The sequence below is a fragment of the Pseudomonas piscis genome (assembly GCF_009380155.1).
GTDB lineage: Bacteria > Pseudomonadota > Gammaproteobacteria > Pseudomonadales > Pseudomonadaceae > Aquipseudomonas > Aquipseudomonas piscis.
The window spans coordinates 1,613,449-1,633,612 of sequence record NZ_WHUV01000001.1; the positions used below are offsets into that span (position 1 = coordinate 1,613,449).

General features: G+C 63.9%; 15 protein-coding genes. 9 read left to right on the forward strand and 6 right to left on the reverse strand.

What is annotated here, in order from left to right; all coding sequences use genetic code 11:
- Positions 1-365: 365 nt before the first annotated feature.
- On the reverse strand, positions 366-1,100 hold the full coding sequence (locus GDH07_RS07755; protein ID WP_022643229.1) for a phosphoadenylyl-sulfate reductase: 735 nt from the start codon (positions 1,098-1,100) through the stop codon (positions 366-368).
- 441 nt (positions 1,101-1,541) lie between these two features.
- Here GDH07_RS07755 and thrH point away from each other — a divergent pair, with 441 nt between their 5' ends.
- Complete coding sequence (gene thrH / locus GDH07_RS07765) at positions 1,542-2,159, forward strand: bifunctional phosphoserine phosphatase/homoserine phosphotransferase ThrH (RefSeq protein ID WP_022643230.1); 618 nt, start codon at positions 1,542-1,544, stop codon at positions 2,157-2,159.
- Between the two features lie 194 nt (positions 2,160-2,353).
- On the opposite strand, the gene pabB is transcribed toward thrH, so the two are convergent.
- From pabB to rloA, 4 genes are all read right to left on the reverse strand, one after another.
- Entirely contained in the window at positions 2,354-3,697 is a 1,344-nt protein-coding gene (gene pabB, locus GDH07_RS07770; protein WP_152897075.1) for an aminodeoxychorismate synthase component I, read from the reverse strand.
- Positions 3,698-3,852: 155 nt separating this feature from the next.
- The gene (locus GDH07_RS07775; RefSeq protein ID WP_022643231.1) at positions 3,853-4,839 is read right to left on the reverse strand and encodes an alpha-L-glutamate ligase-like protein; all 987 of its coding nucleotides are present in this window, start codon (positions 4,837-4,839) and stop codon (positions 3,853-3,855) included.
- Positions 4,839-6,371 carry an osmotic stress tolerance membrane protein RloB gene (rloB, locus tag GDH07_RS07780; protein ID WP_031321286.1) on the reverse strand — a complete coding sequence of 511 codons (1,533 nt, stop codon included), beginning with the start codon at positions 6,369-6,371 and terminating at the stop codon, positions 4,839-4,841. The genes GDH07_RS07775 and rloB overlap by 1 nt, the downstream gene beginning before the upstream one ends.
- A gap of 5 nt (positions 6,372-6,376) precedes the next feature.
- Positions 6,377-6,913: a retropepsin-like aspartic peptidase RloA gene (gene rloA, locus GDH07_RS07785; RefSeq protein ID WP_022643233.1), complete on the reverse strand. Its 537-nt coding sequence runs from the start codon at positions 6,911-6,913 to the stop codon at positions 6,377-6,379.
- A gap of 267 nt (positions 6,914-7,180) precedes the next feature.
- Here rloA and GDH07_RS07790 point away from each other — a divergent pair, with 267 nt between their 5' ends.
- The 6 genes from GDH07_RS07790 to prpD all read left to right on the forward strand — a co-directional run bounded on the left by GDH07_RS07790 (position 7,181) and on the right by prpD (position 15,527).
- Entirely contained in the window at positions 7,181-7,903 is a 723-nt protein-coding gene (locus GDH07_RS07790) for a GntR family transcriptional regulator (protein WP_022643234.1), read from the forward strand.
- Positions 7,900-8,784: a methylisocitrate lyase gene (gene prpB, locus GDH07_RS07795; RefSeq protein WP_152897076.1), complete on the forward strand. Its 885-nt coding sequence runs from the start codon at positions 7,900-7,902 to the stop codon at positions 8,782-8,784. The genes GDH07_RS07790 and prpB overlap by 4 nt, the downstream gene beginning before the upstream one ends.
- Before the next feature lie 82 nt (positions 8,785-8,866).
- Complete coding sequence (gene prpC / locus GDH07_RS07800) at positions 8,867-10,024, forward strand: bifunctional 2-methylcitrate synthase/citrate synthase (RefSeq protein WP_022643236.1); 1,158 nt, start codon at positions 8,867-8,869, stop codon at positions 10,022-10,024.
- A 2-nt stretch (positions 10,025-10,026) separates the two neighbouring features.
- Positions 10,027-12,639: a Fe/S-dependent 2-methylisocitrate dehydratase AcnD gene (acnD, locus tag GDH07_RS07805; RefSeq protein ID WP_068577294.1), complete on the forward strand. Its 2,613-nt coding sequence runs from the start codon at positions 10,027-10,029 to the stop codon at positions 12,637-12,639.
- Between the two features lie 61 nt (positions 12,640-12,700).
- Entirely contained in the window at positions 12,701-13,891 is a 1,191-nt protein-coding gene (prpF, locus tag GDH07_RS07810; protein WP_152897077.1) for a 2-methylaconitate cis-trans isomerase PrpF, read from the forward strand.
- A gap of 151 nt (positions 13,892-14,042) precedes the next feature.
- Positions 14,043-15,527: a 2-methylcitrate dehydratase gene (gene prpD / locus GDH07_RS07815; RefSeq protein ID WP_152897078.1), complete on the forward strand. Its 1,485-nt coding sequence runs from the start codon at positions 14,043-14,045 to the stop codon at positions 15,525-15,527.
- Between the two features lie 81 nt (positions 15,528-15,608).
- On the opposite strand, the gene ppsR is transcribed toward prpD, so the two are convergent.
- The gene (gene ppsR / locus GDH07_RS07820; RefSeq protein ID WP_022643241.1) at positions 15,609-16,427 is read right to left on the reverse strand and encodes a posphoenolpyruvate synthetase regulatory kinase/phosphorylase PpsR; all 819 of its coding nucleotides are present in this window, start codon (positions 16,425-16,427) and stop codon (positions 15,609-15,611) included.
- Between the two features lie 175 nt (positions 16,428-16,602).
- On the opposite strand from ppsR, the gene ppsA reads away from it, so the two are divergent.
- Positions 16,603-18,978, forward strand: a complete 2,376-nt coding sequence (gene ppsA / locus GDH07_RS07825) for a phosphoenolpyruvate synthase (RefSeq protein ID WP_053135898.1) — start codon at positions 16,603-16,605, stop codon at positions 18,976-18,978.
- A gap of 97 nt (positions 18,979-19,075) precedes the next feature.
- Positions 19,076-20,065: an alpha/beta fold hydrolase gene (locus GDH07_RS07830; protein ID WP_022643243.1), complete on the forward strand. Its 990-nt coding sequence runs from the start codon at positions 19,076-19,078 to the stop codon at positions 20,063-20,065.
- Positions 20,066-20,164 lie beyond the last annotated feature (99 nt).

Genomic DNA, 20,164 nt, shown 5'->3' on the forward strand with positions numbered 1-20,164 from the left:
CTTCGGGGCATCTGCAGCCTGGGGCGTGCGGATGGTGAGTGTATGTATGTTTTGATTGTTTTTGTATACAAAACATGTTTCGACTCAAGCCACTTTTATGCCAGGTTTGCTTCTATGGGTTTTCCTGCTGATTTCGTTTGGTTATTGGTTTGCGCTAACCGACTGAAATAGCGCAGTTAAAAATTGACCGTTCGAACAGGTATTTATTTTCAGGCAACAGGAGGCAGCAACTGGCGGGGAGAGGATGTGTAACTTTCTGGGGCGAGCGAAGAATCTAGTGCACACAAAAATGGCACCTTGAGTGACATTTTTGTGTACAGGTTTTGTGCTCGTGGAGTGGGCACCCCAACGGATGCCCGGGAGGATCAGGCCTTGCCGATGAGGTTGCCGGCGTGCAGGCCGCATTCCTTCTGGGTGGCTTCTTCCCACCACCAGCGACCTTCGCGTTCGTGCTGGTTGGGCAGGACCGGACGGGTGCAGGGCTCGCAGCCGATGCTGATGAAGCCGCGCTCATGCAGGCTGTTGTATGGCAGTTCGAGCATGCGGATGTAGCCCCAGATTTCCTCGCTGCTCATCTGCGCCAGCGGGTTGAACTTGTACAGCGTGCGCTCCGGGGTGGAGAAAGCGCTGTCGATCTCCATTACCGCCACTTGGCTGCGGGTTCCCGGGCTCTGGTCGCGGCGCTGGCCGGTGGCCCAGGCGCTGACGGTGGACAGCTTGCGTCGCAGGGGCTCGATCTTGCGGATGCCGCAGCATTCGCCATGGCCATCCTTGTAGAAACTGAACAGGCCCTTTTCCTTGACGAAGGGTTCGAGCTTGCTGTGGTCCGGCGAGATCAGCTCGATATCGATCTTGTAGTGCTCGCGCACCTGGTCGATGAAGCGGTAGGTCTCCGGATGCAGGCGCCCGGTGTCGAGGCTGAAGACCTTGACGTTCTTGTTCAGCTTCCAGGCCATGTCCACCAGCACCACATCCTCGGCGCCGCTGAAGGAGATCCACAGGTCATCGCCGAACTGGGAAAAGGCCAGCTTGAGGATGTCCTGGGCGGATTTGTTGGCATAGGTCGCGGCGAGTTCGGCGACGTCGAACGATGGGGTCATCAGGGCGGTTTCCTACAGGTCGGTGGCGCTATGCGCTCTATAGGGGGGCGATCTTAGCAAAATCCCCCAGGGCCTGGCGCGCTCCTCTGCGTTGCGCCCTCGGGGACGAATCGCTAGGGTCTGTTGCCATTTCGCCGCGACCGCGCCGGAGCCAGTTTTAGCGCGGAGCTAGGCACGAGACGCGAGGTTTGGCATTCCAAATGAGCCGTCGAGTAACGACGCGCCGCGCTAAAACCGGCCCGTCCCTTCGGGTTGCGCGTCAAATGGCGCCATGCGTCGTTGCAGGACTTGGCAAGGGAGCGACCATTGCCTGCGTCCTACGCCTAGCCTGGCGCCATTTGACGCGGCAACGCGGTTTGCGCCGAAACGGCAACAGACCCTATAGTTCGGCCGTCCTTTTGCTCGCTCAATTTCAATAATCAGAACCAATGGGAGTATCTCGTGGAAATCGCCTGTCTCGATCTGGAAGGTGTGCTGGTCCCGGAAATCTGGATCGCCTTCGCCGAAAAAACCGGGATTGAATCCCTCAAGGCCACCACCCGGGATATTCCCGACTACGACGTGCTGATGAAGCAGCGCCTGCGCATTCTCGATGAGCACGGCCTGAAGCTTTCGGACATCCAGGAAGTGATCGCTACCCTGAAGCCGCTGGACGGCGCGGTGGAGTTCGTCAACTGGCTGCGCGAGCGCTTCCAGGTGGTGATTCTCTCCGACACCTTCTATGAGTTCTCCCAGCCGCTGATGCGCCAGCTGGGTTTCCCGACCCTGTTGTGCCACCGCCTGGTCACCGATGACAGCGGCCGCGTCACCGGCTACCAGCTACGCCAGAAGGACCCCAAGCGCCAGTCGGTGCTGGCCTTCAAGAGCCTGTACTACCGGGTGATCGCCGCCGGCGACTCCTACAACGACACCACCATGCTCGGCGAGGCGGATGCCGGCATCCTGTTCCACGCGCCGGACAACGTGATCCGCGAGTTCCCGCAGTTCCCGGCGGTGCACAGCTTCGCCGAGCTCAAGCAGGAGTTCCTCAAGGCTTCCAACCGTAGCCTGAGCCTGTAACGACGGCGGCAATCGCGCTGGCTGGAGCGGCTACGGGATCAGGCTTCGTGTAGCCGCTGCCGCAGGCTGCGCACGGGCGCGCAGCGGCCGCAAGATCGGGCAGCCTCCGCCATCGTTGGAAGGCCCCGCGGGCCTTGGCGCAGCTTCGCCGGCTCAGCAGCGGCTACAGATGCAACGTGTAGCCGCGACTTTCGTCAGAGCTGCTGCAGGGTGTCCAGCAGCACTCGCACCTTGGTGATCGACTCCTGGTATTCGGCCTGCCAGTCCGAGTCGGCCACGATTCCGCCGCCGCCCCAGCAGCTGATCTGCCCGTCCTTGGCCAGCAGGCTGCGGATGGCGATGGAGCTGTCCATCTCCCCGCGCACGTCCAGGTACAGCAGCGAGCCGCAATACAGCGCCCGGCGTGTGGGTTCGAGCTCGTCGATGATCTGCATCGAGCGGATCTTCGGCGCGCCGGTGATCGAGCCGCCAGGGAAGCTGCCGGCGATCAGGTCCAGGGCGTCCTTGTCTGCCGCCAGCTCGCCGGTGACGCTGCTCACCAGGTGGTGGACGTTGGGGTAGCTCTCCAGGCTGAACAGCTCCGGTACCCGCACCGAGCCGATGCGGCAGCTGCGGCCCAGGTCATTGCGCAGCAGGTCGACGATCATCAGGTTTTCCGCCCGGTCTTTGGCGCTGGCCAGCAGTTCGGCGGCGCTGGCCGCATCCTCGGCGGCATCCCGGCCGCGGGGGCGGGTGCCCTTGATCGGCCGGGTTTCCACCCGGCCCTGGCTGACATGAACGAAGCGTTCCGGTGACAGGCTCAGCACCGCGTCACCGTCGGCCAGGCGCTGGAAACCGGAGAATGGCGTGGGGCAGGCGGCGCGCAGGGCCCGGTAGGCCACCCATGGGTCGCCCTGGTACTGGCCGCGAAAGCGCTGGGCGAAGTTCACCTGGTAGCAGTCGCCGGCCTGGATGTATTGCTGGATGCGCTGGAATGCCTGGCGATAGTCGTCGGTGCCGAGGTCTGCCTGCATCGGCCCGTCCAGCTTGAACCAGCCGCTTGGCGCCGGCAGTGGCTGTTCGAACAGTTGCACCAGGCGCTGGCGTTCGTCTTGCTCCAGGGCCGGATGGAACACCAACTGGCTGGTACCGGCCTGGTGATCGTTGACCAGCGCCCAGGCATACAGGCCCAGGCGTGCATCGGGCAGGTGCAGGTCGTCCCGGGCCTGGCTGGGCATGCGCTCCAGGTGCCGGCCGAAGTCATAGCTCAGGTAGCCGATCAGGCCGCCGGCGAACGGCAGTTCGTAGGGTGCCGGAATCTGTGCCGGGCCCAGTTGCGCGAGGTTGTCCCGCAGGCGTTGCAGGAATGCGCCGCCGCTTTCCTCGGCGGCCACGGTCAGTTGCGCCAGGGGCCAGGCGCTGAGCAGGTCGTAACGGCCGCGCTCGGCGCTGGGGCGGCCGCTATCGAGCAGCACGGCGCCGGGGGCGTGTTCGATTGCCGCGAAGTAGTCGGCGGGATTGTCGCGATAGGGGAGCGGGTGTACGGAACAGGTCAACATGCGGGGCAGATCAGCCATCGGGGCGCGGCTGGCGATTGTAGTCCCCCCGGGGATTTGCTCCTAGGGGGGAGGTCGGCAATGGAGTGGTTTGCGACGTACCGCTTGCATTGGCCATGGCCACCGGCTGCGCCAGGACCTTCAGGCAGCCGTCGCGATCAGCCTTCCACGGCGGGGATATGGCCGAACAGCTGCTGGGCGAAACGCACCCGCTCCTCGACGCTTTCCTCGATGCCCTGGGCCTTGAGCTGTTCCAGGTGGGCCTCGATGGCGTGGGTGCGCTGGGTCAGGCCGCAGTCGTTGGCGATCTGGATGTTCAGGCCCGGGCGGGCGTTGAGCTCGAGAATCAACGGCCCCTTGTCCTGGTCCAGCACCATGTCCACGCCGATGTAGCCCAGGCCGCACAGCTCGTAGCAACCGGCCGCCAGCTTCATGAAACCGTCCCAGTAGGGCAGCTGCACGCCGTCCACCGCGTTGGTGGTGTCCGGGTGCTTGGTGATGATGTTGTTCAGCCAGGTGCCGCGCAGGGTCAGGCCGGTGGCCAGGTCGACCCCGACGCCGATGGCGCCCTGGTGGAGGTTGGCCTTGCCGCCGGACTGGCGGGTCGGCAGGCGCAGCATGGCCATCACTGGGTAGCCCATGAGCACGATGATGCGGATGTCCGGCACGCCTTCGTAGCTGATGCTCTTGAAGATCTGGTCCGGGGTTACCCGGTACTCGATCAGCGCGCGGTCGCGGTGGCCGCCCAGGGAGTACAGGCCGGTGAGGATGCTGGAGATCTGATGCTCGATTTCCTCATGGCTGATGATCTTCCCGGACACCGTGCGATAGCGACCCTCGAAGCGGTCGGCGATCACCAGGATGCCATCGCCGCCGGCGCCCTGGGCTGGCTTGATGACGAAGTCGTTGCGCCCACCGATGATCTCGTCGAGCTTGTCGATTTCCTTCTCGGTGGAGATCACCCCGTACAGCTCCGGCACGTGGATGCCGGCCTTGAGCGCCCGCTCCTTGGTGATGATCTTGTCATCGACGATGGGGTACAGGCTGCGCTTGTTGTACTTGAGCACGTAGTCGGCGTTACGCCGGTTGATGCCCATGATCCCGCGCGCTTCCAGGGCCTTCCAGGTCTTCCACAGGCCGAACATCAGGAGTCAGCCTTGACGAAGGCTTTGAACCGCACCAGCTCCGTCAGCCGGTAGCCGCGGTAGCGACCCATGGCCAGCATGAAGCCCACCAGGATCAGCAGCATCGCCGGGAAGGTGAAGACGAAGTACGTCAGCTCCGGCACGCTCATGATCAGGTGCGCCAGGGAGGCGGCGAACAGGGTGCCGATCGCGACTTTCATCGCATGGCCGCCGCCACGTTCTTCCCAGGTGATGGACAGCCGCTCGATGGTCATGGTCAGGATCACCATCGGGAACAGCGCCACCGACAAGCCGCGCTCCAGGCCCAGCTTGTGGCTGAACAGGCTGATGGCGGCGATCAGCACCACGACGAAGGTCAGCACCACCGACAAGCGCGGCAGCATCTGCAGCTTCAGGTGCTCGAGGTAGGAGCGCAGCGACAGGCCCAGGGCGGTGATCACGGTGAACAGCGCGATGCCGAAGCCCAGCTGGGTCTCGCGAAAGGCCAGGGCGATCAGCACCGGGGTGAAGGTGCCCAGGGTCTGCAGGCCGATCAGGTTGCGCAGCACCAGGATCACCAGCACGCCGATCGGGATCATCACCATGATCATGAAGGTCTGCTGGGTCTGCAGCGGCAGGCCGTAGAGCGAGTATTCGAGGAAGTTGGCGTCGGTGTTCTCGTCGGTCAGCTTGGCCAGGCGGATGGCATTCATCTCGCTGTTGTTCATGCTGAAGGTGACGTTGGCTTTCTTGCCGCCATCGACGGTGATCAGGTTGTCGTCGCCGGTCCACCACAGCAGGCGATCGCTGGGCAGGCCCTGCTCGCCGGTCTCGGGGTTGAAGTACAGCCAGTCGGTGCCGTTGAAGCTGCGCAGCCACAGCTCCGGGGTCTGCGGCTGGTCGGCCACCAGGCGGATGGTGTGGACCTTCTCGGCCGGCACGTGGGCGATGGACAGCAGCAGTTCGACGATCTTGGCCTTGTTGGCGCTGGATGGGTCGCCGGCCAGCAGCAGCTTGGCGTTGTCGTCGTTGGCGTTGTTGACCCGCTTGATGGCTTCGCTGATGAAGGTCTCGACGTCTGCCGAGTGCTGGCGGATCGGTGCCAGCAAGGCGTCGGCGGCGATCTTCTCCGGCCCTTCGATGGCCATGCTGTCGCGGAAGGTCGGACCCTTGACCTTGGCTTTCTCGGCGCTGTAGCGCTTGGTCAGGACCAGGCGGTAGTACAGGGTCTGGTTGCCCTTGGCCCGGCGTGCCGACCAGGTGACCTTGCGGTTGCCGTCGACGCGGTTCACCGCCACCCCATAGTTGTTGGAGATGAAGCTCTCGTTGAGGCTCACATAGTCACGGCTCAGGGGCGGCACGAACATCTGGATCTTGATCGGGTCCTTGCCGTTGGCGACGAACTCGACCTTGGCGTCGATGTTCCACAAGTCGTCGGTAGCGTCTTCGGTCACCGGAATGCCGAGCACGAAGATCTGGTAGGCCGTGATCGAAATGCCCAGCACCACCAGCACGGCGATCAGGACTTTCAGATGAAGGGTAAGAGAGCGCATTGGAATTACTCTGCGGTAAGAGCGGCGGTGGCGCAGGCAGGTTTGCCAGCAGCGTATTTAAGACTGGGGTCGACCAGCGCATCGAAACGCTTGAGGGCTTCGGAGCCGATCAAAAGCGGGTATTGGAATGCACTACGGTCGGTCAAGTTCACTTCGATGCTGCGCAAGGCGCTGCCCATGCAGACTTCCAGGGCGATCACCGGGCGCGCAGTGTAGTTCTTGTCCTCATCGGGGTCGTAGTCGCCAGCGCGGCGCTTGATCTTGCTGACCCGGGCCAGGGGGCGTTCGATGGGGTGGGAGTGGGCGGTGTCGATGGCCAGGTAAAAGCGTACCCAGGACTCGCCATTGCGCTTGAAGCGCTTGATGTCGCGGGCGCTCAGCGAAGCGGTCTTGGCCCCGGTGTCGAGTTTGGCGGCGACCTCCAGGTCGATGCCCGCCAGTTGGGCGTATTCATTCAGGCCGTAGACGGTCTTGCCGGCGGCGATGCCGGTACCAGGAAGGATGAATAGGCAGAGCAGTGGGAGAAGGGCCTTGAGAGTCATAGATCCTGATGGTCATGGGTTCTTCAGTTCAAGGCGACCGGCATTGCTGCGCAAGCTCCCTCGTGTGCGTGGCATAAAAAGATGACAGGCCAATGCGGGCGGCATTCTAGCATGCTGGTTTGTTGGCGCCAGCGTCCGGGGCGGGCCATTTGTCTCGTTTAGAATTCATGTGGCCTTAGACGATTGTCGACAATCTATATTTTTCCTTTGACTGTAATGGGGCTATTGGCTAATTTTTGCCTCATTGATTTTCAAGGTGTCGACAATATGCTGGATCAACTGGAACACTCGACGCCGGCCCAGGACGACTCCGAGACTCTCTCCGAAAACGTCTTCCGGCGCATCCAGGCGGCCATCGTCAAGGGTGAGATCGCCCCGGGCAGCAAGATCTCCGAGCCCGAGCTGGCCCGCACCTACGGCATCAGTCGTGGCCCGTTGCGCGAGGCCATCCATCGCCTGGAGGGCCAGCGGCTGCTGGTGCGCGTGCCCCATGTCGGCGCCCGGGTGGTTTCCCTGAGCCATGCCGAGCTGATCGAGCTCTACGAAATCCGCGAATCCCTGGAAGGCATGGCCTGCCGCCTGGCGGCCGAGCGCATGAGCGTGGCCGAGATCGACGAACTGCGCCGGGTGCTGGAGACCCACGAGCGCGATGCGGCGTTCCAGGCCGGGGTTGGCTACTACCAGCAGGAAGGGGATTTCGACTTCCACTACCGGATCATCCAGGGCGCGGGCAACCAGACCCTGACCAAGATGCTTTGCGGCGAGCTCTACCAACTGGTGCGCATGTATCGCCTGCAGTTCTCCAGCGTGCCGAACCGGCCGCGCCAGGCTTTCGCCGAACACCACCGGATTCTCGATGCCATCGCCGACCGAGACGGCGAACTGGCCGAGTTGCTGATGCGCCGTCATATCGGTGCCTCCAAGCGCAATATCGAGCGCCATTACCAGGAAGCGCTCGTCAACCCGTCCAAGACACGAGGTGAGTCATGAGTCAGAAAACTGCCGGCCAGCGCTTCCGCGACGCCATTGCCGAAGAACATCCGCTGCAGGTCATCGGCGCCATCAACGCCAACCATGCACTGCTGGCCAAACGCGCCGGCTTCAAGGCCATCTACCTCTCCGGTGGCGGTGTCGCCGCCGGCTCCCTGGGCCTGCCGGACCTGGGCATCAACACCCTGGATGACGTGCTCACCGACGTGCGTCGCATCACCGATGTCTGCGACCTGCCGCTGCTGGTGGACATCGACACCGGTTTCGGCCCCAGCGCCTTCAACATCGAGCGTACTATCAAGAACCTGATCAAGGCCGGCGCCGCCGCCGCGCATATCGAGGACCAGGTGGGCGCCAAGCGGTGCGGCCACCGTCCGGGCAAGGAAATCGTCTCCACCGAGGAAATGGCCGACCGCGTGCGTGCCGCCGCCGATGCCAAGACCGACCCGAGCTTCTTCCTGATCGCCCGGACCGACGCCATCCAGGCCGAGGGCGTGGACGCCGCGATCGAGCGCTGCCAGCGCTATGTGGAGGCGGGCGCCGACGGCATCTTCGCCGAGGCCGCCTACGACCTGCCGACCTACAAGCGCTTCGTCGACGCTCTCGACGTGCCCGTACTGGCCAACATCACCGAGTTCGGCGCCACCCCGCTGTTCTCCCGTGATGAGCTGGCTTCGGTGGGCGTTGCCATCCAGCTCTGCCCGCTGTCGGCCTTCCGTGCCGCCAACAAGGCGGCCGAGGCGGTCTACACCGCTATTCGCCGCGACGGCCATCAAAAAGAGGTCATCGACCTGATGCAGACCCGTGCCGAACTGTACGACCGCATCGGCTACCACACCTTCGAGCAGAAGCTCGACGCCCTGTTCGCTGCCAAGAAATGACCGGACCCGGGCCGTTCCCCGGGAACGGCCTGCGGATATAACAAGACGCAAGCAACCGGATAAAAATGAGGAGATTCACGCGATGAGCCCCAGCGAAACCACCACCGCCTTCAAGCCGAAGAAGTCCGTGGCCCTGAGCGGCACTGCCGCCGGCAACACGGCCCTGTGCACCGTCGGCCGTACCGGCAACGACCTGCACTACCGCGGTTATGACATCCTCGACTTCGCCACCTCCTGCGAATTCGAGGAAATCGCCCACCTGCTGGTCCATGGCAAGCTGCCGAATGTCGCCGAGCTGACGGGCTACAAGGCCAAGCTCAAGGCCCTGCGCGGCCTGCCGGCCGGGGTCAAGCTGGCGCTGGAGCAACTGCCGCCGTCCGCCCACCCGATGGACGTGATGCGCACCGCCGTTTCCGTGCTGGGTTGCCTGTCGCCGGAGAAGGACGACCACAACCATCCGGGCGCCCGGGACATCGCCGACAAGCTGATGGCATGCCTCGGCTCCGCGTTGCTCTACTGGTACCACTTCAGCCACAACGGCAAGCGCATCGACGTGGAGACCGACGACGATTCCATCGGCGGCCACTTCCTGCACCTGCTGCACGGCGAGAAGCCGCGTGAGTCGTGGGTACGCGCCATGCATACCTCGCTGATCCTCTATGCCGAGCACGAATTCAACGCTTCTACCTTCACCTCGCGGGTGATCGCCGGTACCGGTTCCGACATGTTCTCCTGCATCGCCGGGGCCATCGGCGCACTGCGCGGTCCCAAGCATGGTGGCGCCAACGAAGTGGCCTTCGAGATCCAGAAGCGCTACGACAACCCGGACGAAGCAGAAGCCGACATCCGCGCCCGCGTCGAGAAGAAGGAAGTGGTGATCGGTTTCGGCCATCCGGTCTACACCGTGTCCGACCCGCGCAACAAGGTAATCAAGGAAGTGGCCCGCGAGCTGTCCGTCGAGCAGAGCAACAGCAAGATGTTCGACATCGCCGAGCGCCTGGAATCGACCATGTGGGAAATCAAGAAAATGTTCCCCAACCTCGATTGGTTCAGCGCCGTCAGCTACCACATGATGGGCGTGCCCACCGCCATGTTCACCCCGCTGTTCGTGATCGCCCGTACTTCCGGCTGGTCTTCCCACGTCATCGAGCAACGCATCGACGGCAAGATCATCCGCCCGAGCGCCAACTATGTCGGCCCCGAAGACCTGAAGTTCGTGCCCCTGAAGGACCGCAAGTAATCATGAACAGCCAATACCGCAAGAACCTGCCTGGTACGGCGCTGGACTACTTCGACACCCGCGAAGCGGTGGATGCCATCGCCCCGGGTGCCTACGCCGGCCTGCCGTACACTTCCCGGGTGCTGGCCGAGCAGCTGGTGCGCCGTTGCGACCCGGCACAGCTCACCGATTCGCTGAAGCAACTGATCGAACGCAAGCGCGACCTCGACTTCCCCTGGTACCCGGCCCGCGTGGTCTGCCACGACATCCTCGGCCAGACCGCACTGGTGGACCTGGCCGGCCTGCGCGATGCGATCGCCGACCAGGGTGGTGACCCGGCCCTGGTCAACCCGGTGGTGCCGACCCAGCTGATCGTCGACCACTCCCTGGCCGTGGAATTCGGCGGTTTCGACCCGGACGCCTTCGAGAAGAACCGCGCCGTCGAGGAGCGCCGCAACGAGGACCGCTTCCACTTCATCGAGTGGACCAAGACCGCGTTCAAGAACGTCGATGTGATCCCCGCCGGCAACGGCATCATGCACCAGATCAACCTGGAGAAAATGAGCCCGGTGATCCAGGCGCGCGGCGGCGTGGCCTTCCCCGACACCTGCGTCGGCACCGACAGCCATACCCCCCACGTCGATGCGCTGGGCGTGATCGCCATCGGCGTCGGTGGCCTGGAGGCGGAGACCGTGATGCTCGGTCGCGCGTCGATGATGCGCCTGCCCGACATCGTCGGCGTCAAGCTCACCGGCAAGCGCCAGCCCGGGATCACCGCCACCGACATCGTCCTGGCCCTGACCGAGTTCCTGCGCAAGGAAAAGGTAGTGGGTGCCTACGTCGAGTTCTTCGGCGAAGGGGCCGACAGCCTGTCCGTTGGCGACCGCGCGACCATCTCCAACATGTGCCCGGAGTACGGTGCCACCGCGTCGATGTTCTACATCGACCAGCAGACCATCGACTACCTCAAGCTCACCGGCCGCGAGCCGGAGCAGGTGGCCCTGGTGGAGAACTACGCCAAGACCACCGGCCTGTGGGCCGATGCCCTGGTCACCGCCGAGTACGAGCGGGTGCTGACATTCGACCTGTCCACCGTGGTGCGCAACATGGCCGGTCCGTCCAACCCGCACCGGCGCTTGCCGACCTCGGCCCTGGCCGAGCGGGGTATCGCCGATGAAACCAAGCTGGCCGCCGGCAAGGTCGAACAAGCCGAGGGCCTGATGCCCGATGGCGCGGTGATCATCGCGGCGATCACCAGCTGCACCAACACCTCCAACCCGCGCAACGTGGTGGCTGCCGGCCTGGTGGCGAAGAAGGCCAACGCCCTGGGCCTGGTGCGCCAGCCCTGGGTCAAGACGTCCTTCGCGCCGGGCTCGAAGGTCGCCAAGCTGTACCTGGAAGAGGCCGGCCTGCTGCCGGAGCTGGAGAAGCTCGGCTTCGGCATCGTCGCCTACGCCTGCACCACCTGCAACGGCATGTCCGGTGCGCTGGACCCGGTCATCCAGCAGGAAATCATCGACCGCGACCTGTATGCCACCGCAGTGCTGTCGGGCAACCGCAACTTCGACGGCCGTATCCACCCCTACGCCAAGCAGGCGTTCCTCGCCTCGCCGCCGCTGGTGGTGGCCTATGCGATCGCCGGCACCGTGCGCTTCGACATCGAGCAGGACGTGCTGGGCCATGACCAGGCCGGCAACCCGGTGACCCTGAAGGACCTGTGGCCGAGCGACGAGGAAATCGACGCCATCGTCGCCGCCTCGGTGAAGCCCGAGCAGTTCCGCCAGATCTACATCCCGATGTTCGACCTGGGCACCGTCAAGGAAGCCGAGAGCCCGCTGTACGACTGGCGTCCGATGAGCACCTACATCCGTCGTCCGCCGTACTGGGAAGGCGCGCTGGCCGGGGAGCGCACGCTCAAGGGCATGCGTCCGTTGGCGGTGCTGCCGGACAACATCACCACCGACCACCTGTCGCCGTCCAACGCCATCCTGGCGGACTCCGCGGCCGGTGAGTACCTGGCGAAGATGGGCCTGCCGGAGGAGGACTTCAACTCCTACGCCACCCACCGTGGCGACCACCTGACCGCCCAGCGCGCGACCTTCGCCAACCCGCAGTTGGTGAACGAGATGGCGGTGGTCGATGGCGAGGTGAAGAAGGGTTCCCTGGCCCGTGTCGAGCCCGAAGGCAAGGTCACGCGGATGTGGGAAGCCATCGAGACCTACATGGAGCGCAAGCAGCCGCTGATCATCATCGCCGGTGCCGACTACGGCCAGGGTTCGTCCCGCGACTGGGCGGCCAAGGGTGTGCGCCTGGCGGGTGTCGAGGCGATCGTCGCCGAGGGCTTCGAGCGTATCCACCGCACCAACCTGGTGGGCATGGGCGTGCTGCCGCTGCAGTTCCTGCCGGGCACCGACCGCAAGACCCTGGGCATCGACGGCACCGAGACCTACGACGTGCTCGGCCAGCGCACTCCCCGGGCGCAGTTGACCCTGGTGATCCACCGCCACAATGGCGAGCGGCTCGAGGTGCCGGTGACCTGCCGCCTCGACACTGCCGAGGAGGTGTCGATCTACGAGGCCGGCGGTGTGCTGCAGCGCTTTGCCCAGGACTTCCTGGAATCGGCCACAGCCAGTTAAGCGACGTACCGGGGGCGGGCCGCAAGGCGCCGCCCCCGGTCTTTATCAGGACCTGAAATCCATGGCATTTGTAGCGCAAATCAAGATTCCGGCCACCTACATGCGTGGCGGCACCAGCAAGGGTGTGTTCTTCAACCTGCAAGACCTGCCCGAGGCTGCGCAGCTGCCCGGCGCGGCCCGCGATGCCTTGCTGTTGCGGGTGATCGGCAGCCCCGATCCCTATGACAAGCAGATCGACGGCATGGGTGGCGCCACCTCCAGCACCAGCAAGACGGTGATCCTGTCCAGGAGCATCAAGCCCGACCATGACGTCGACTACCTGTTCGGCCAGGTCGCCATCGACAAGCCTTTCGTCGACTGGAGCGGCAACTGCGGCAACCTGTCGGCGGCGGTGGGTTCCTTCGCCATCAGCAGCGGCCTGGTGGACCCGGCGCGCATTCCCCACAACGGTGTGGCGGTGGTGCGCATCTGGCAGGCCAACATCGGCAAGACCATCATCGCCCATGTGCCGATCACCGATGGCGCGGTCCAGGAGACCGGCGACTTCGAGCTGGACGGCGTGACCTTCCCGGCGGCGGAGGTGCAGTTGGAGTTCCTAGACCCGGCGGCCGAGGAGGAGGGCGGTGGCGGTTCGATGTTCCCCACCGGCAACCTGGTGGACGACCTGGAAGTACCCGGTGTCGGCACCCTCAAGGCGACCCTGATCAATGCCGGGATCCCCACTATCTTCGTCAATGCGGCGGACATCGGTTATCGCGGTACCGAGTTGCAGGGCGTGATCAATGGCGACCCCAAGGCCCTGGCGATGTTCGAGACCATCCGTGCCCATGGCGCCTTGCGCATGGGCCTGATCAAGCACCTGGACGAGGCCGCGCAGCGCCAGCACACGCCAAAGGTGGCCTTCGTCGCCGCGCCGGCGGACTACCAGGCCTCCAGCGGCAAGGCGGTCAGGGCGGCGGATGTCGACCTGCTGGTGCGCGCCATGTCCATGGGCAAGCTGCACCACGCGATGATGGGCACCGCGGCGGTGGCCATCGGCACGGCGGCGGCGATCCCCGGGACCCTGGTCAACCTCGCGGCCGGTGGCGGCGAGCGTAGCGCCGTGCGTTTCGGCCATCCTTCGGGCACTTTGCGCGTAGGCGCCGAGGCCAGCCTCGAGGCCGGCGAGTGGAGCGTGGTCAAGGCGATCATGAGCCGCAGTGCGCGGGTGCTGATGGAAGGCTGGGTGAGAGTGCCCGGCGACACCTTCTAAGGACCGGTGGTGGCGAGGGAGCCGGCTCCCTCGCCACCGATGCCGTTATCGAATCATTGAGCAGGCAGAGACCTGCGATGCCGTTACTGACCTGAACCTGGAGCCTGAGGAATCGACCTACCCATAACCCCGCCATTGGAGTGCACGATCCATGAGCGCCAACGTTGATCTGAACAACCGTCCCGATTACGACCCGGTTTTGCAGGACATTGCCGATTATGTCCTGGAGTATCGCGTCGACTCCCCCCTAGCCCTCGATACCGCCCGCCATTGCCTGATGGATACCCTGGGCTGCGGCCTGCTGGCATTGCGTTTTCCTGAGTGCACCAAGCACCTGGGGCCGCTCGTCGAAGGCACCGTGGTGCCCCATGGCGCCCGCGTGCCGGGTACCAGCTATCGCCTGGATCCGGTGAAGGCCGCCTGGGATATCGGCTGCATCGTGCGCTGGCTCGATTACAACGATACCTGGCTGGCGGCGGAGTGGGGGCACCCGTCGGACAACCTCGGCGGCATCCTGGCCGTGGCCGATCACCTTTCGCAGAAACGCGTAGCCAACGGCGAGGCGCCACTGAGCATGGGCGATGTGCTGCGGGCGATGGTCATGGCCCACGAGATCCAGGGTGTGCTGGCCCTGGACAACTCCTTCAACCGCGTCGGGCTCGATCATGTGCTGCTGGTGAAGGTGGCCTCCACGGCCGTTTGCGCCCGCTTGATGGGGGCCAATCGCGAGCAGCTGCTGGCCGCGCTGTCCCATGCCTTCGTCGACGGCCAGGCGCTGCGTACCTATCGCCATGCACCCAATGCCGGGTCGCGCAAGTCCTGGGCGGCGGGGGATGCCTCGAGCCGCGGGGTGCGCCTGGCGGACATGGCGCTGCGCGGCGAAATGGGCATTCCTGGCGTGCTCAGTGCGCCGCAGTGGGGCTTCTACGACGTGCTGTTCAGCCATGCCAACAAGGACCTTTCGCTCAAGCCCGAGGGCCAGCGGCGCTTCAGCTTGCCCCAGGGGTACGCCAGCTACGTGATGGAAAACATCCTGTTCAAGATCAGCTTTCCGGCCGAGTTCCATGCGCAAACCGCCTGCGAAGCGGCAGTGGCCCTGCACCCGCTGGTGCGCGATCGGTTGCAGGAGATCGAGCGGATCGTCATCACCACCCATGAGTCGGCGATCCGCATCATTTCCAAGGTCGGACCGCTGGCCAATGCCGCCGATCGCGACCACTGCCTGCAGTACATGACCGCCGTGCCCCTGGCGTTCGGCACCCTGGTGGCCGAGCACTACGAGGATGATTTCCACGCGGCGCATCCGATCATCGACCAGTTGCGCGACAAGATGCAGATCGTCGAGGACCCGCGCTACACCCGCGAGTACCTGGAGGCCGACAAGCGTTCGATCGCCAACGCGGTGCAGGTGTTCTTCGCCGATGGCAGTTGCACCGAACAGGTGGCGGTGGAGTACCCCATTGGTCACCGCCGGCGGCGGGCCGAGGGCATCCCGCTGCTGGAGGACAAGTTCAAGGCCAACCTGGCCACGCGCTTCAGCGCCCAGCGCTCGGTGCAGATCTTCGATCTGTGCAAGGACCCGGGACGGCTGTCGGCCACGCCGGTGCAGCGCTTCGTCGATCTGCTGGTGATTTGAAACCGCGATGCAGGCAGCGCCTGGTGCGCTGCCTGCCGATGGTCGCTGGGGCCGCGCAGGCCCTGGGAATAGGGGACAGCTTTACTTGAAACGGCGTTCGACGCCTTTTTCCACGAGGATCTTGGCCGAGATTTCCTCGACGGAGAAGTGCGTGGAGTTGATATGCGGGATGTTTTCCCGGCGCAGCAGGTTCTCGACTTCCCGTACCTCGAATTCGCACTGGGCGAAGCTGGAATAGCGGCTGTTGGGCTTGCGCTCGTTGCGGATCGCGGTGAGGCGGTCGGGGTCGATGGTCAGGCCGAACAGCTTGTGCTTGTGCGGGCGCAGCGCGTTGGGCAGTTGCAGGCGCTCCATGTCCTCTTCGGTGAGCGGGTAGTTGGCCGCGCGGATGCCGAATTGCATGGCCATGTACAGGCAGGTCGGGGTCTTGCCGCAGCGTGACACGCCCACCAGGATCAGGTCGGCCTTGTCGTAGTAGTGGGTGCGGGCGCCGTCGTCGTTGTCCAGGGCGAAGTTCACCGCCTCGATCCGCTCCATGTAGTTGGAGTTGTGGCCGATGGAGTGGGATTTGCCCACGGAGTAGGAGGAATGCTCGCTCAGCTCCTGTTCCAGGGGGGCGAGGAAGGTGGAGAAGATATCGATCATGAAACCATTGGAGGTCGCGAGAATCTCACGGATGTCCTGGTTGACGATAGTGTCGAAAATGATCGGTCGATAACCGTCTTTTTCGGCGGCTATATTGATTTGCTGTACCATGGCCCGCGCTTTTTCCATGCTGTCGATATACGGCCGCGTGAATTTGCTGAACGTAATGTTCTCGAACTGCGCCAGAAGGCTCTGGCCGAGGGTTTCCGCTGTGATACCGGTACCGTCGGAGATGAAGAAGGCAGATCGTTTCATTTGCGGCTTGGGCCTTAAGCTAGTGACGATTCTTGGATATGATAGGCGCGATTTGTCGGCCGGGAATGGCCCGCATTCTCACTTATTTTCCAGGTCCAGGCCATATGACGGGCAGATGCACCCCTGAAGCAGCCCGTTTCTGAGCTTTTCCAACACAGTTAGTGGAGAGATCACCTTGGTAGAGTACGTAGTTTCCCTCGATAAGCTCGGCAAACACGATGTTGAGCATGTGGGGGGCAAGAACGCATCCCTGGGCGAGATGATCAGTAACCTCGCGGGTGCCGGCGTCTCGGTCCCGGGTGGCTTCGCCACGACCGCCCAGGCATATCGAGACTTTCTCGAACTGAGCGGTCTGAACGACCAGATCCATGCAGCGCTCGACGCGCTGGATGTCGATGACGTGAATGCCCTGGCCAAGACCGGCGCACAGATCCGCCAATGGATCATGGACGCCGAGTTCCCCGAGCGCCTCGACGCGGAAATCCGCAAGGCCTTCGCCGCGCTGTCGGCGGGCAACCCCGAGATGGCCGTGGCCGTGCGCTCCTCGGCTACCGCCGAAGACCTTCCGGATGCATCCTTCGCCGGCCAGCAAGAGACCTTCCTCAACATCCGTGGCGTGGACAACGTGATCCGCGCTGCCAAGGAAGTGTTCGCCTCGTTGTTCAACGACCGCGCCATTTCCTACCGCGTGCACCAGGGCTTCGACCACAAGCTGGTGGCCCTGTCCGCCGGCGTGCAGCGCATGGTCCGTTCGGAAACCGGTACCGCCGGGGTGATGTTCACCCTGGATACCGAGTCGGGCTTCCGTGACGTGGTGTTCATCACCGGCGCCTACGGCCTGGGTGAAACCGTGGTGCAGGGCGCCGTCAACCCTGACGAGTTCTACGTTCACAAGAACACCCTGACCGCCGGCCGTCCTGCGATCCTGCGTCGCAACCTGGGCAGCAAGGCGATCAAGATGATCTACGGCGACGAAGCCAAGGCCGGTCGCTCGGTGAAGACCGTGGACGTGGACAAGGCCGATCGCGCACGTTTCTGCCTGACCGACGCCGAAGTGAGCGAGCTGGCCAAGCAGGCGATGATCATCGAGAAGCACTACCAGTGCCCGATGGACATCGAATGGGCCAAGGACGGTGACGACGGCAAGCTGTACATCGTGCAGGCCCGCCCGGAAACCGTGAAGAGCCGTACCCAGGCCAACGTGATGGAGCGCTACCTGCTCAAAGAAAAAGGCACCGTCCTGGTGGAAGGCCGTGCCATCGGCCAGCGCATCGGCGCCGGCAAGGTGCGGATCATCAAGGACGTGTCGGAGATGGACAAGGTCCAGGCCGGCGACGTGCTGGTTTCCGACATGACCGACCCGGATTGGGAGCCGGTGATGAAGCGCGCCAGCGCCATCGTCACCAATCGCGGCGGCCGTACCTGCCACGCGGCGATCATCGCCCGTGAACTGGGCATTCCGGCGGTAGTGGGTTGCGGCAACGCCACCGAGCTGCTCAAGGATGGCCAGGGCGTGACCGTTTCCTGCGCCGAGGGCGACACCGGCTTCATCTTCGAGGGCGAACTGGGCTTCGACGTCAAGCAGAACTCCGTGGATGCCATGCCGGAGCTGCCGTTCAAGATCATGATGAACGTCGGCAATCCGGACCGCGCCTTCGACTTCGCCCAGCTGCCGAACGCCGGTGTGGGCCTGGCCCGCCTGGAATTCATCATCAACCGCATGATCGGCGTGCACCCCAAGGCGCTGCTGAACTACGCGGGCCTGCCACAGGACATCAAGGACAGCGTCGACAAGCGTGTCGCCGGCTACCATGATCCGGTGGACTTCTACGTCGACAAGCTGGTCGAGGGCATCAGCACCCTGGCCGCGGCATTCACGCCGAAGAAGGTCATCGTGCGCCTGTCGGACTTCAAGTCCAACGAATACGCCAACCTGATCGGCGGCAAGCTCTACGAGCCGGAAGAAGAAAACCCGATGCTGGGCTTCCGTGGCGCCTCGCGCTACATCAGCGAATCCTTCCGCGATTGCTTCGAACTCGAGTGCCGTGCCCTCAAGCGCGTGCGCAACGAGATGGGCCTGACCAACGTCGAGATCATGGTGCCCTTCGTGCGTACCCTCGGCGAAGCCAGCCAAGTGGTTGATCTGCTCGCGGAAAACGGTCTCAAGCGGGGCGAGAATGGCCTGCGCGTGATCATGATGTGCGAACTGCCATCCAACGCGATCCTGGCCGAGGAGTTCCTGGAGTACTTCGATGGTTTCTCCATCGGTTCCAACGACCTGACCCAGCTGACCCTGGGCCTGGACCGCGACTCCGGCATCATCGCCCACCTGTTCGACGAGCGTAATCCTGCGGTCAAGAAGCTGCTGGCCAACGCCATTGCGGCTTGCAACAAGGCTGGCAAGTACATCGGCATTTGCGGCCAGGGCCCTTCGGATCACCCTGACCTGGCCAAGTGGCTGATGGAGCAGGGCATCGAAAGCGTTTCGCTGAACCCGGATTCGGTGCTCGAGACCTGGTTCTTCCTGGCCGAGGGCCAGGGCGCCGCATAATCGGTGAGTGCAGGCCTGGCCAGCGACTGGCCGGGCCTTGCGATTCAAGCAGGGCGCGCTTCTTCCGGATGCCGCCCTTTTTTGTGCAAGAAAGAATATGCAAAGCAGCAGCAACCTATTTCCTGTCGCCTTGATCAGTGCCGAGCGTCGAGGCGACCTCAGCGAAGATGTCTATCGCTTGAAACCCGGCAACAGCCCCGATCCTTCGGTGGAGCTGGCCGTGACGCGCCTGGGCCTGGCCGATGCGCCTGGGGCCCAAGGCGTACCCGTGGTCCTGTTGCACGGCAGCTTTTCCAACCGGCGCTTCTGGTACTCGCCCAAGGGTATCGGCCTTGGGGCCTACCTGGCACGGGCCGGTTTCGATGTGTGGATCCCGGAAATGCGCGGCCATGGCTTGTCACGCCGCAATGCCCAGTACCGCAACAACCGAGTGGCGGATTACGCGCGCTACGACCTGCCGGCCATCGCGGCCTTCGTTCGTGAGCTGAGTGGGCAGGTTCCCCACTGGATCGGCCATTCCCTGGGCGGTACCACCCTGGCCGCGGCGCTGGGCGGCCAATACCTGGGCGACGCGGGGGTGGCCTCGGCGGCGTTCTTCGGCACCCAGGTCAGCCGTATCTACTGGCCCTTGAAGATTCCCTTGGTGGAGTGGAGCGGACGCCTGTTCATCAAGCGGTTTGCCCAGTTGTCCGGTTCCCGGCTCAAGCGCGGCCCGGAGGACGAGCCCATTGGCCTGGCCCTGGAGAGCATGCGCTGGCATGGGCTGTTCGGGCGTTTCGGTGATGCCGACAAGGATTGGTGGGCCGGCCTGACGGAGGTCGGCGTACCGGCCCTGGCGGTCAGCGCCGCTGGCGACCACCAGGATCCGACCTGGGCCTGCCGCAAGCTGTTCGATCAACTGGGCAGCGAACACAAGCAGTTCGTCTGCCTGGGGCGTGAACAGGGCTTTGGCGGTAATTTCGGCCATGTCGAGATGCTCGTGAGCAAACCGGCGCAGGCCGAGGTCTGGCCGTTGGTGGCACGCTGGCTCAGGGACCAGCAGGCGCCGTTGCTGGTTTGCGCCACCGAGCAGATGGCGACGGTTTGACGCAGAGGCTCTGACAAGGGCATTTCGCTGGATAGCGCTTGCGGCTAAGATATGACGCGCTGAACCGTTTTGGTCACATTCAGTTATTGAGTCGACTTT